The 12,954-nt window shown below is 66.8% G+C and carries 11 protein-coding genes; 6 read left to right on the forward strand and 5 right to left on the reverse strand.

The window, feature by feature from the left end:
• Nucleotides 1-764: 764 nt before the first annotated feature.
• The gene (locus AC1DHD_RS11550) at nt 765-2,021 is read right to left on the reverse strand and encodes an SLC13 family permease (protein WP_476879859.1); all 1,257 of its coding nucleotides are present in this window, start codon (nt 2,019-2,021) and stop codon (nt 765-767) included.
• 231 nt (nt 2,022-2,252) lie between these two features.
• Complete coding sequence (locus AC1DHD_RS11555) at nt 2,253-3,371, reverse strand: PrpF domain-containing protein (RefSeq protein WP_476879851.1); 1,119 nt, start codon at nt 3,369-3,371, stop codon at nt 2,253-2,255.
• 251 nt (nt 3,372-3,622) lie between these two features.
• Here AC1DHD_RS11555 and AC1DHD_RS11560 point away from each other — a divergent pair, with 251 nt between their 5' ends.
• Nucleotides 3,623-4,561, forward strand: coding sequence for a LysR substrate-binding domain-containing protein (locus AC1DHD_RS11560; protein ID WP_476879852.1), 939 nt, complete (start codon nt 3,623-3,625; stop codon nt 4,559-4,561).
• A 57-nt stretch (nt 4,562-4,618) separates the two neighbouring features.
• Here the strand turns inward: AC1DHD_RS11560 and AC1DHD_RS11565 are convergent, their stop codons facing one another.
• Nucleotides 4,619-4,981 (reverse strand): TfoX/Sxy family protein, encoded by a 363-nt coding sequence (locus AC1DHD_RS11565; protein WP_476879853.1) that lies wholly within the window; start codon nt 4,979-4,981, stop codon nt 4,619-4,621.
• A gap of 47 nt (nt 4,982-5,028) precedes the next feature.
• Here AC1DHD_RS11565 and AC1DHD_RS11570 point away from each other — a divergent pair, with 47 nt between their 5' ends.
• Entirely contained in the window at nt 5,029-6,063 is a 1,035-nt protein-coding gene (locus AC1DHD_RS11570; protein ID WP_476879860.1) for an NAD-dependent epimerase/dehydratase family protein, read from the forward strand.
• Nucleotides 6,064-6,134: 71 nt separating this feature from the next.
• Here the strand turns inward: AC1DHD_RS11570 and AC1DHD_RS11575 are convergent, their stop codons facing one another.
• The gene (locus AC1DHD_RS11575; RefSeq protein WP_476879854.1) at nt 6,135-7,313 is read right to left on the reverse strand and encodes an aminotransferase class V-fold PLP-dependent enzyme; all 1,179 of its coding nucleotides are present in this window, start codon (nt 7,311-7,313) and stop codon (nt 6,135-6,137) included.
• Between the two features lie 141 nt (nt 7,314-7,454).
• Here AC1DHD_RS11575 and AC1DHD_RS11580 point away from each other — a divergent pair, with 141 nt between their 5' ends.
• The 4 genes from AC1DHD_RS11580 to AC1DHD_RS11595 all read left to right on the forward strand — a co-directional run bounded on the left by AC1DHD_RS11580 (nt 7,455) and on the right by AC1DHD_RS11595 (nt 11,578).
• The gene (locus tag AC1DHD_RS11580; RefSeq protein WP_476879855.1) at nt 7,455-8,708 is read left to right on the forward strand and encodes an acyltransferase family protein; all 1,254 of its coding nucleotides are present in this window, start codon (nt 7,455-7,457) and stop codon (nt 8,706-8,708) included.
• Nucleotides 8,709-8,932: 224 nt separating this feature from the next.
• On the forward strand, nt 8,933-9,136 hold the full coding sequence (locus tag AC1DHD_RS11585) for a cold-shock protein (RefSeq protein ID WP_208747914.1): 204 nt from the start codon (nt 8,933-8,935) through the stop codon (nt 9,134-9,136).
• 186 nt (nt 9,137-9,322) lie between these two features.
• Nucleotides 9,323-9,787: a hypothetical protein gene (locus tag AC1DHD_RS11590; protein ID WP_476879856.1), complete on the forward strand. Its 465-nt coding sequence runs from the start codon at nt 9,323-9,325 to the stop codon at nt 9,785-9,787.
• Between the two features lie 162 nt (nt 9,788-9,949).
• Complete coding sequence (locus AC1DHD_RS11595) at nt 9,950-11,578, forward strand: alkaline phosphatase D family protein (RefSeq protein ID WP_476879857.1); 1,629 nt, start codon at nt 9,950-9,952, stop codon at nt 11,576-11,578.
• A 76-nt stretch (nt 11,579-11,654) separates the two neighbouring features.
• Here the strand turns inward: AC1DHD_RS11595 and AC1DHD_RS11600 are convergent, their stop codons facing one another.
• Entirely contained in the window at nt 11,655-12,548 is an 894-nt protein-coding gene (locus tag AC1DHD_RS11600) for a glucose 1-dehydrogenase (RefSeq protein ID WP_476879858.1), read from the reverse strand.
• Nucleotides 12,549-12,954: the final 406 nt, after the last annotated feature.

Genomic DNA, 12,954 nt, shown 5'->3' on the forward strand with positions numbered 1-12,954 from the left:
CCTTCATCTCATACTTGGCCGACTGCTCAGTCGTCGTTTCGATCACTGCGTTGCTCACTCGTGCTCCTAGGTCTTTGACTTCGCTCGTTGGCCGACAGAATCTCGCTGAGCGCGTGAACTCGATTCTAGACATGTTCCTTAGGATGCATTGCTACAACGGGTCGAATGCGGAGGTCTTTCACCACTCTTGAGGGATTTCTTGGTTCCGGCAGGAGTGTCTAACCGAAGAGAGGAGCTCGATCGACCTGCCTTGGGAAGGAACCGCTGATGTCCCGCTCGTTAGCAAGGATGGTTTCGAGGAGCTCACCCTGACTGCTGTTCCACGTTGCGATCTTGAAGATCGGCCTGTTGGGAGCGCCGCACGACCTGGCGCGGCTGTGGACACCGAGGGGTTGCTCCATAACGCAACTCGAATCTGGGTCCTGAGGAAGGCACCAAGCTGGTACCAGATCAGGGAGGGCGGCCATCATCCGGTCGCGACGAGCAGTTCCGGGATGAACTGCTCGCAGGCATCGTCAAGTGCCTTGCGGGCGTTCAGACGGCGGACGCCGCGGGTGTCACGGAGATTATCCGCGGGCCCGACGGCAGGTTGAGCCGACCGCGGCGGGGAAGTCCCCGGCGTCGGCGGACGCCCCGGCGGCCCAATCTCCCTCAAGCCGATACATCGACAGCCGCCGTGAAACGAGTGAAGTCGCACCGGTCGCAAAACCAAAGCCAGGCCGGCTGTGAAAGCCGCCCTGCCTTTGCGGGAATTCGCGTTCCTCCTACATAACCCCGGTCGGCACCAGCAGGGCCCAGGCCAGTGCGGGTGCCACGAGCACCACGCCGCCGGCGTACATCATGAGCTGGCGGTAGACGCGCTGGCGGTCGTTGTCGCGGGCGTTGGCCACCACCAGGGCGCCGTCGGTGGAGAAGGGGGAGACGTCCACCACGGTGGCCGCGATGGCCAGGGCAGCCACGGTGCCGGAGGCGCTCAGCGAGCTGGTGGCCAGCAGCGGCCCGGCCATCGGGATGAACGCGGTGAGCAGCGCCGTCGAGGAGGCGAACGCGGAGCCGACGCCGATGACGTAGCAAAGCACCAGGGCGATCAGCAGCGGCGCTCCCAGGGCCAGGGCCATCTCGGCGAGGGTGTCGATGACGCCTACGTGCTGCAGCAGCGAGACGTAGGTGATCATGCCGGCCACGAGCAGCACGGTGGACCAGGAAACGCCGCCGATGAACGTCTTGTGTTCCTTGATGTTGACGAACGCCAGCAGCAGGCCGGCGGAGAGGGCCACGAAGCCGATCGGCATGTGGAAGACCAGCGTGCAGACCAGGATCGCGGCGATCAGCACCAGGGTGAAGAGCTGCTGTCCGCTCGGGCGGCCGGTGCGGGGCGTCTCCAAGCCGGCGTACTCGTTGGCGTGCTTGTCGCGCAGCTTGCCCAGCAGGGCGAACAGCACGATGGTCAGCGCGGAGAGGATGAAGTTCAGCGCGAAGCTGGCCGTGAAGAGCCCGCCCTGCGAGATGGGGAAGCCGTTCTTCAGCGCGATGTCGTGCACCAGTACACCGGCGACGGACAGCGGGGAGAAACCGCCGGCGTGGGCGCCGTTGATGACGAAGGCGCCCATCAGGACCGGGTGGATGCGGGACTCGTACGCCAGGCCCAGGGCCGCCGGGGCCAGCAGCGCCACCGCGGCGGGGGAGAAGGTGCCCAGCGACGTCAGCGCCGCGGCCAGGAGGAAGAACACCCAGGGCAGCAGCATGGTCTTGCCCCGGACCAGCCGCACGCAGGTCTGGACGATGATGTCGATCGACCCGTTCCGCTGCGCCATGCTGAAGAAGTAGGTCACACCGATGATGGTCAGGACGATGCTGGCCGGGAACTCCTCCAGGATGTCCTTGTCGCTCATGCCGAGCATGAAGTAGCCGACGCCGAAGGACGCCACCAGCCCCATGACGCCGATGTTCAGCGGCCATTTGGTGGCGACGACGAACATCACCACGAGGATGACAAGCGGGATGATCTGGGTGGCGGTCATGGTCGGCTCCGAGTCAGGGGCGGCCGCGGGGTTGAACAGGCCACCTCCAAACAGGAGGGCGACCAGACCCAGGACAGCGATCGCGGCTACCGTCACCAGCAGGATACGGCGGCGGCGGTCGGGACGCCGGGATGGCTCGACGCCGGTGTCCCCGGGTGAGGACTGTTGCGAAGCCTTTTCTACGGTTTCTTCTGCAGTCTTTTCTGCGATGTTAGTCATGATGCTTTCTCCTCATCGAGTAGCGCTGGCAAGGGAGGCGTCGACGGCGGTGCCGAGGGCCTCGGGAAGGTGGATGGTGGTGGTGGCGATGGTGCGGGCGGTGCGGTCGACGCCGATGAGCTGCTGCCCGTCCCGTTCCTCGCTCCAGGTTTCGATCACCCCGGCCGGGGTGCGCAGCCGCAGCGTGGGGCCGGCGGTGCCGCCGGTGATCTCGGCCAGCAGGGTGCCCGGGGTACGGGCCGCGACTGTCAGGGCGATGCTGCCGGTGATGGCCAGGGCCGGGTGCGGCTTGCCCATCGAGAGCATAACGACGGCGACGTCGGCCTCGGCGTCGGAGCGCGCCGGGGCGGCGACGACGGCGACCTTGGGGACGGCGCGGGCGGCCGCGGCGGGCGTCGCCGCGAGTCCCATCCGCACGGCGGCCTGGCGGCGGATGTGTTCCAGGGTGTCCAGCTGCAGTTCCAGCCCGGCGGTCCAGTTGGCGTGCCGCTCCGGGTCGAGGCCCAGCTCCTCGGCGCGCAGCATCACGACCGGTGCTCCGGCGTCGACCAGGGACACGGTCCAGCGGGTGCCGCCGGCGACGATGGTGTCGGTGGCGGAGCCGGTGGGAAGCAGCCGGCCGGTGGTCTTGCCGGCCGGGTCGAGGAAGCCGAGGCCCACCCGGTAGCCGGGGAACGGGACGCCGGGCATCTGGGCCTGCGGGACGATCGGCAGGGCGCCGGCCGGCGTGGCCACCCGCTGGATGATGATCTGGCCGGTGTTGGTGTTGCGGGTGACGATCCGGGTGATGTCGCCGTCGGGGACCACCCAGCCCTTTTCGATCGCATAGAGGCCGACGACGGCGGAGCAGTTGCCGCAGTTGCTGCCCCAATCCACCGCGGCCTCCTCGATGCCCACCTGGGCGAAGGTGAATTCGACATCGATGCCGGCGTCGGCGGGGCGGTGCAGGATCATCGCCTTGCTGGTGGTGGAGGTGGCGCCGCCGACGCCGTCGATCTGCCGGTGGTCGGGGCTGCCGAACAGCCGGGGCAGCAGCACGTCCGGGCTGGTCCCGGTCTCGGCCAGCTGGCCTGTTTCGAAGACCCAGCATTTGCTGGTGCCTCCGCGCATCCACTCCGCTTCGATCTTCATGGTCTGTTCCTAGCTTCGGTTCTGGGTCGATCTGCCCCAATGGTGTTCAAGGGCTTGATTCGAGATTGATCCAGATCACAAATGAAGACAAGGTTGGATATCTGCACGGGACTGTAGTGATGCTTCATTCACTGCTGCGACGGCGGCCAGTGACCAGTCGGGCGGGCGCCGCCGTCGAAATCGGGGCGTTACACACCGCCAATTCGCGGGCGAATGTATAGAATTAACCGATCCAACAGAAGGGCAAAGCGTTGCTTAACGATGCTGACCAGGAATTGTTCGACATCCGGCGCCTCGCCCTGCTGGTGGAGGTGGTGGAGCGGGGATCCATCACCGCCGCGGCCGAGCTGATGATGTACACGCCCTCCGCCGTCTCGCAGCAGCTGCGGAAACTTGAGCAGGAAGTCGGGCAGCCGCTCCTTAACCGTCGCTCCCGTGGCGTGGTACCCACCGAGGCCGGGCAGATCCTCGCCGGCCACGCGCGCAAGATCATCGGCCAGATGCGGGCCGCCCAGTCGGACCTGGATCAGATCGCAGGCCTCAAGCGCGGCTCGCTGACCGTCGGCACTTTTCCCACGCTCGCCGGCTCCTTCCTGCCGCTGGTCATCCGGGCCTTCAAGAAGCGGTACCCGGCGATTGGCCTGTCCCTGCGCAGCGCGCGCTTCGATGACCTGGTCAGTGACCTGCAGTCCGGGGTGACCGGGCTGTGCCTGCTCTGGGACTACCCGTGGAACCGGTTCCAGGACGATTCCATCCGGATCACGGAGGTGTTCCAGGAGAGCACCGTGCTGCTCGTCTCGCGCAGCCACCCGCTGGCCGACCGCGACGAGATCCGGATGGAGGAGCTCCGCAAGGAATCCTGGATCGTCCGCGCCGAGGCCCACCCCGTCGTCGAGGTCCTGCAGCGCTCCGCCCACGAGGCCGGGTTCGAACCGACCATCGGCTTCCTCGCCAACGACTACCAGGAAGCGCAGGCCATGGTGAGCGTCGGCATGGGCGTGGCCATGGTGCCGAAGACCGCCGTGGCCCTGCAGCACCCGGACGTCCGGGTCATCAGCCTCGGCTCCGCCGCACCGCTGCGGCGCGTGCTCCTGGCCCAGCGCCAGGACAAGGTCTACGCCCCGGCCGAGGTCGCCTTCCATTCCACCCTGCTGGAGATCGCCCGCGAACGTGCCGGAGACTACGTGTAACAACGACGACGGCGGCGCCGGCTCCCAGCCGGCCACAGGAACGCTGCGGCCCGGCGGCTACTTCTTCGGTGTCTTCGGCGGCAACCCGGCCACATACTCGAGCGCCTTCCCCACCCAGGCCTTCGCCCGCGCCTCGTCGCCGTCGCCCTCGCCGTTCCAGACCTCCGGCAATCCGGTGTAGCCGCCCATGGGGCGCTCGGGCGGGCCGAACGGGACCGTCCGCTCGCTGCTTTCGAGCGCCTGCTTGTCCGCCCCGGAGAGCTTCACACCCACGGTGGGACCGAAGAGCCCGGCGAACATGTTGCCGTTGACGAACGCCCCGAGGTTCCCGAACATCGGCTTGACCACCACCCCGGGGCGGTCCGGGATCAGCGAGCGGAAGTGCTCTTTCTCGGCGTCGGACGCTTTCGGCATTTCCACGGTGAACCTCCGGAAAGTGGCTGGTCAGGAACAGATTCTCCTGCAGAATACGCCCGCGGCCGCAGCGCTTACCACCACGCCCCGAGACCGCACACGTACGGCCGGCCCACCTGTCGTTCGAGAAAGTCGAGCTCCTGGACGCCAAGGCCACGGAGAAGATCATTGCGAAGTACCGGCCCGCCGTCGTAATTAACGCCGCCCAACAGCCCTCGGCGCCTTTCTCCATGAGCAGTGCCGAGAACGCCGCCGCCACCTTTACGAATAATATTGTCGGCCACCTGAACGTGCTGTGGGCCATCGCCAACGTCAGCAAAGGGACGAAGTACATCAAGCTCGGCTCCGGCGGCTGCTACATGGCCACCGATACCGATTCCATCCCGCTGGGCAAACACGACTTTGCGTTCGAGCACCACGGCAATCAGCACAAGGTCCTGCAAAGCTACATTCCGATGCAGGCCACCGACTTTTACCACCAGTCGAAAATCACCGACATGCTCATCGATGACCTCTGCTCCGCCATGTGGGGCCTGAAAGTGGTAACCGTCCAGCAGGCCACAATCTTTGGCGCGACGATTCCGGAAAACCATGCCGCTGACTGCGCCGGCCTGGCGGCCCGGTTCAATTACGACGCCGTCTTCGGCACCGTCTTCAACCGCTTTGTCTGCCAGGCGGTCATCGGCCACCCCCTCACCATCTACGGCGACGGCACCCAGAAGACCGGTCTGATCAGTCTGGCCGACACCACCGAGAACTTCCTGAAGTTCATCGACCTCGACGTCGCGCCCGGCGAACACCAGTTGGTGCACAACTACACGCACCGGCTCAGCATCGGCGACATCGCRCAAAAGCTTGCGGAGATCGACCCCAGCGTCAGCTTCGACTACGTCCCCAACCCGCGCCAGGAACCGTCGGGCAAGCTCGAGCCCGAAGTGGAAGTGCACGAGGCGATCAGTGACTCCCACAAGTGCCTGGAGGCCCGGCTCCAAACAGAGATGGCCAACATGCTCGAGTTCACCCGCCGACACAAGGACAGCATCGACCGCGCCATCATCATGCCCAAGGTCGAATGGTCGGTAGGTTAAGCCGCCGCCGGCTAAGTCCGTTGCTGGGAACCCCGCTGGCTAAAGCCCCCCGCGAAAAGCCAGGCGGCAGGCTAGCCCTGGCCGCCGGCAAGGTATTCCCGGGTCAGCCCGGCCAGCACCTCGACGTCGTCCAGCGTGGACTCATGGATGTAAGAGAGCCGCGCGACGTCCTGGACGGCCTTGATATAGACGCCCCGTTCCAGCAGGAAGCCGAAGAGCCCGGTGGGATCCGGGATCTGCATGGACACGATGTTGCTCTGCTGCGCGCCGTGGTCAATGAACTCCAGCCCGTGGCCCTGCAGAATGGCCTTGATGCCCGCCAGGAGCTCAAGGTTCTTCTGCTCGATGGTGTCCATGCCGACGGTGTTGATTTCCCGGAGCGCTGCGTGGAGCGCCACCAGGCCCACCACGTTCTGGGTGCCGTCCTGGAACCGGGCAGCCGTACTTTTCAGTACGTAGGATGACTCGTCGAAACGCTCCACACTGCGGATGCCCGCCTTGCAGTCACGCAGGACCGGCATAACGTTCCGGTTCACGTACATAAAGCCGATGCCCATGCCGGCCCGCAGATACTTCTGGCCCCCGCAGACCAGGATGTCCACGGGCGTCTTGGCCAGGTCGATGGTCCTCGCGCCGATGTGCTGGACCGCGTCGATCACCAGGAAGATGCCCAGGGCGTGGCAGACAGTCGAGAGCAGGCCCAGGGCGGGCATAAAACCGTCGTACTGCTGGGCCGAGGACATGCTGATGACCTTGGTGTGCGGGCCGATGCTCTCGAACAGGCGGCCGAACGCGGCTTCGTTGTCGCGGCCCGAGATCACCTTGACGCTCACGCCGTCGTGCCGCTTCCGCAGCCACGGCAGCAGGTTCGCGGGATATTCGTTGCCGAGCACCAGCACTTCATCACCCCGGTGCAACGGCAGCGCCTCGCTCGCCATGATGATGCCCTCGGTGGTGTTTTTCAGGTACGTGATTTCCGCGGCCTCACAATTGACCAGCCGGGCAGCCTCGGTGGACACGTTATCTGCAATCGAGTCGTAGCGGTAAAGGACCTCAGGTGGCCCGTAGAGGAAAAAATCTTCCATAAACGTTCGTGCGGCCTCGTAGGCGGCCCGGCTCATGGGCGCAACGGTGGCGTAGTTGAAAAGCTTCTTCTCACACAGGGGCGTGAAGTCCGTGCGGACTCTGCCGGGGAGCGGTTCAGGCTCGGGTGCCGGCGTGGCGGCGGTCAGGGCTGCGCTGTTACGCATCGTTGCCTCCCAGCCTGGCATTGTTGCTGTGAACTGTGACTGAGGCCCAAGCTATTCGTCCGCCCGGTCCGGTGTCACGAGTAGCCACTACTTGGAAACTTACTCAGTTTGCGAGTGTAACGAACTGGTAACATTGGGTTGATGCCCCATCAGTCTGGACACTCCCGAGTCACGCAATTGGACGGCCTCCGCGGCCTCGCCGCCCTGGTGGTTGTCGCCTGCCATGCCCTCTCCCCCCTCCCCGGAATCGGCAGTGTGGTGTTCGATGACCGCACCGCCGGGCTCGGTCCGCTCGAGTCGTGGGCCGTTTTCTCCCCGCTGCACGTCCTCTGGAACGGCACCCCCGCCGTCCACGTCTTTTTTGTGCTCTCCGGGTTCGTCCTGATCCTGCCCTTCACTAAGCAGGGCGCCGCCAGGAGCTGGGCGCCGTACTACGCCAAACGGCTCCTCCGTCTCTACCTGCCGGCCTGGGCGGCGCTGGCGGCGGCCGTCGCGCTGATCGCCGTCGTCCCCCGGACGCCCTCGCCGCTGCAAAGCCCGTGGGCGGACATGTACGTGACCAACCCCAACCCGGGCCAGATCGCCCGCGACGCCCTGCTGGTGATGAGCTCGAGCACCATCAACACCCCGTTGTGGACGCTCAAATGGGAGGTCCTCTTCTCCCTGCTGCTCCCGCTCTACGTGGTGATCGCCCTCCGCTGGCGCCGGCTCTGGCTGCTGAAGCTCGGCCTCACCCTGGCCCTCGTCGGGGTGGGCGCAGTCCAGGACATCGACTGGCTCATCTACCTCCCCATCTTCGCCATCGGCGCCATCCTCGGCGCCGAACGGGAACGGATCCGCAGCCTGACCAGCTCCTGGCCGGGCCTGATCTGGCTCCCGGTCACCGCCGCCGGACTGGTTCTGGCCAACGCCGAATGGCTCGGGCGGCCCAACCCGGTCCAGGGCGTCGAGGCCCTCGTCACCGTCGGCGCGACGCTGATCGTCCTGGTCTTCCTGCTGAGCGGCACCGCCAAGAAACTCGGCGACACGGCCGTCGCGCAATGGCTGGGCCGGGTCTCCTTCAGCGTCTACCTGGTGCACCTGCCGATCATCCTCGCCGGCGTCACCCTGCTCCGGGCGGTCTCGCTCCCGCTGGCGCTCGCCGTCTCCGTGGCGGCCTCGTTCATCGTCGGCGAGCTGTTCTTCCGCTACGTCGAAGGCCCCGCCCAGCGCCTCTCGGTCGCCGCCGGCCGCGCCGTCGAACGCCGGATGCGCCGTGGCGCCTGCACGGAAATCGCGGGGGAGCCCGCCGTCGTCCGCGGGCAACAAACGACGACGGCGGCGCCCGCCGTACGCAAGGCGGGGGCGCCGACGCCGGACCTCGCAACGGTCGACTCCCGGCAGCCCGCCGCCTAAGGTGGCGGCCGGCGGCACCCGCCAGCCGCACCCTCCGACATGTGGTAATCGACCCGCGCCCAATCCTGTAGAGTAGGGACCGTTGTTGTGTTTATGCAGTTCGTAGTTCAGGCAGTACGCGCGGTCGAAAGTCCGTGTTCTTCTGAAGCAGCGGTTTTGAGCACCCCACACCGGAGGACCCGAAAGTCGGGACTGTTCCTCCACCTTCACGAAGGACAAAAATAATGGCTACTGGTACCGTCAAATGGTTTAACGCTGAAAAGGGCTTCGGCTTCATTTCCCCCGATGACTCCTCGCAGGACGTTTTCGCGCACTACTCCGCGATCAACTCCTCCGGCTTCCGCTCCCTCGAAGAGAACCAGAAGGTTTCCTTCGACGTAGAGCAGGGCCCGAAGGGTCCCCAGGCAACCAACATCCAGGGCCTCTAATTCCTTAGAGTTCCGGGACCGTTAGGTTTCAAGCAGGGCCCGTCTCCGGACGGGCCCTGCTTTTTTGGTTTAACCGGGCGCTTCAACCTCCTATGGACACCGCCCCCGGCCGGGAGCATCCTGTTGCTGTCCGCGTTCGCCACCACGCGGAGCCCAGGGATCGGCGAGGGAAGCTGGCATCAGAGCATGAGCGAAGCACCAGGGGCCCGGCAACGGTTGTCCGACCGGATCGACGACAAACAACGCGCCGTCACCGCCTACCTGGCCCGCGAACGGCCCCGCCGGAACCGGCTCTCCAACGTCAGCATCGTCGGCAGCGGCCTGGCCGCCGCGCTCACCGCCGGTCCCGCGGTGGGCGGCACCGGCTTCACCCACGCCACCGCGGGCCTGCTGTCGCTCAGCGAGGACTCGATCGTCTGGCGGGTCCTGTGCCTGCTGGCCGTCATCTTCTCCGTCGCCGCCGCACTCTCCACCAACTTCGCGACCTCCCGCTCGGTCGCGGACCGGGTCAGTGCCGCCGAGACCTGCAGCGCCCAGCTCGAGAGCCTCGCCGTGTCCCTGGACGTCGGCCACATCGACGTCGACGAGGCCGTCAAGCTCTACCAGCAGTACGCCGGCCAGGTCGCGTTCGTCGACGCCCCGCCGCGCTGAGAGCCCCCTGCCCGGATGCCCTATCACCTATGGATGGTCTGAGGCCCTCAGAACAACCGAAAGTGATAGAGAATCCACTGGCGTGTGAGGCCGCAGCCGGCTCCCAAGTCGGCCAGCGCTGTTCACGCCACCGCCACCAGCGGTTTACGCGGGCAGTCAAGGATGGACACCATGACTGATTTCACCCGCCGCAATGTCCTCAAAGGTGCCCTGGCCGCCGCCGGTGCCGCCGCCGTCGTCCCCGCCACAGCCGGATCGGCCAGTGCCGCACGGCCGTCCGGCGTCGCCCTGGTCCGCAACCGACTGACCCTGCCCTCCGGGATCGCCACGGGCGATGTCACCACCGGCTCCGGTGTGCTGTGGTCCCGGGCGTCGGGTCCGGGCCGGCTGGTGGCGGAACTGCTGGCGGTCGACGACGCCGGGTCCCCGCTGCGCGGGCGCGGTGCCTTCCGCCGGGTGCTGCGGGGGAGCGCCGCCTCGGAGGCGACCGACTTCACGGCCAAAATCAACGCCGAGCACCTGCCCGCCGGGACCCGCTTCGCCGTGAACCTGCACTTCGAGGACGCCGACGGCCACGCCGGCGAGACCGCGCAGGGCTCCTTCAGCACTGCCCCCGGCACCGGGCTGCTGGCCAGCGGCCGCGCGGCCCGCGGCCGGAGCTTCGTCTGGAGCGGCGACACCGCCGGCCAGGGCTGGGGCATCAACGAGGACATCGGCGGCATGCGCGGCTACGCGGCCATGCACGCCACCAAGCCGGACTTCTTCATCCACTCCGGCGACACTATCTACGCCGACGGGCCCATCAGCGCCGAGGTCAGCGAGCCCGACGGCCAGGTCTGGCGCAACCTGGTCACCGAGGAAGTGTCCAAGGTGGCCGAGACGCTCAACGACTTCCGCGGCCGGCACCGCTACAACATGATGGACAAGAACATCCGCGCCCTCTACGCCGAGGTCCCGGTGATCGCRCAGTGGGACGACCACGAGACGCACAACAACTGGTACCCCGGCCAGGTCCTCACCGACACCCGTTACACCGAACGCCGCGTGGACGTCCTCGCCGCCCGCGGCCGGCAGGCGTGGCAGGAATACCAGCCCATCGCGGGCGTCACGCCCGGCGGCACCGGCTTCGAACCGGCCCGGATCTACCRCAAAATCAGCCGCGGCCCGCAGCTGGAGATCTTCTGCCTGGACATGCGCAGCTTCAAGGACCMCAACACGGACGGCAAGGAAACGCACCTGACCCACATCCTGGGCCAGGAACAAGCGGACTGGCTCATCCGCGAGGTCAGCAAGTCCAAAGCCACGTGGAAGGTTATCGCCAACGACCTCCCGCTGGGACTGGTGGTCCCGGACGGCCCGGTGAACCAGGAATCGCTCTCCAACCGCGACGCCGGCGCCCCCTTGGGCAAGGAGCTCGAACTCGCCGGGGTGCTCTCGGCGTTCAAGCGCAACCGGGTTAAAAACGTGGTCTGGCTGACGGCCGACGTGCATTACTGCGCCGCGCACCACTACTCGCCCGAGCGTGCCGGGTTCACCGACTTCGACCCCTTCTGGGAATTCGTGGCCGGACCCATCAACGCCGGCAGCTTCGGCCCCAACACCCTGGACGGCACCTTCGGCCCGGAGGTGGCGTTCTACAAGGCCGGCGCCTATGCCAACCAGTCCCCGCGCAGCGGCGAGAGCCAGTACTTTGGCCACGTGGACCTGGCCGCGGACGACGTCTTCACCGTGAGCCTGCGCAACGCCAACGGCGCGGTGCTGTGGAGCAAGTCCCTGGTCCCGCAACGGTAGGGGCTAACGACGACGGCGGCCGCCTCCCAGCCCGGGGAGGCGGCCGCCGTCGTCGGTTGGCACTGTCCGGGGGAGGCTACGGCGTCGGCATCCCGCCGTTGACGTTCAGCGTCTCGCCCACCACGTAGCTGGACTCGGCCGAGGCCAGGAACACATACGCCGGGGCCAACTCGGCCGGCTGGCCCGCGCGGCCCAGGGGAGTCTGCGTGCCGAACTCCGGCAGCTCCTCCGTGGGCTGGCCGCCGCTGGGCTGCAACGGCGTCCAGATCGGCCCCGGGGCCACCGCGTTCACCCGGATACCCTTGGGCGCGAGCTGCTGGGCCAGCCCCTTGGTGAAGTTGTTGATCGCGCCCTTGGTCGAGGCGTAGTCCACCAGGGTCTCGGACGGGCTGTAGGCCTGGATGGAGGTGCTGTTGATGATCGTTGAGCCCGCCGGCAGATGCGGCAGCGCCTCCTTGGTCAGCCAGAACATGGCGTACACGTTGGTCTTGTACGTGTGGTCCAGCTGCTCGTCGGTGATATCGGCCAGCGCCTTCTGCGCCACCTGCTTGCCGGCGTTGTTCACCAGGATGTCCAAGCCGCCGAGTTCCCGCACCGCGGTCTCCACCAGTTCCCGGCAGACGGCCGAGTCCTTCAGGTCGCCGGGGACCTTGACCGCCTTGCGGCCGGCCTCCTCGATCAGGCCGGCGATCCGGGCGGCGTCCTCTTCCTCCTCCGGCAGGTAGGACATCACGACGTCGGCACCCTCGCGGGCGAACGCGATCGCCGTCGCAGCGCCGATCCCCGAGTCCGCGCCGGTGATGAGCGCCTTGCGCCCCTCCAGCCGGCCGGTCCCGCGGTAGGTGTCCTCGCCGAGGTCCGCCTTGGGTGTCATCTTCGCGTCCAGGCCCGGTTCCGGCTGGCTCTGCTCCGGCGGCTCGATCTGCTCGTAGGCCGTCACGGGGTTCCTGAACGTGTACTGGTCAGTCATAGTTCTCCTCCGATGGTTGCGCTGCACCGGACCCGGGCGGGCCCGGCACAAACGGCGGGTGGATCCCACAACACGCTAAGCATGCTTAGTAATCAGCCTAGGCATGGCGGGGGGACGTGTGCAACGGGGCCCGTGCGGGACGGCTCCGGGGGAGGTTCGTGGCACTGGCCCGCCGTGTGACCCACTGCATAAAAGTCCGACGGCGGCCCCGCCGGCCTCCGGGGGCGCCCGCGGCCTCCGGAAACCGCGGAATCCCGGGGATTACGGGGCCTGGCGGGTGGTGTGGGGGTGGATTTGTTCGGGGTCGGTTTGGTGTGTAAAGTAGTTCGAGTCGCCGCCGCTGATGCGGAAAGATAGCGACTGACTCCCTTTCTAAACGGCCTGGAAAATGGTTCGCAGTTGTGCG

The sequence above is a fragment of the Arthrobacter sp. 05L45_2 genome (genome assembly GCF_056397525.1).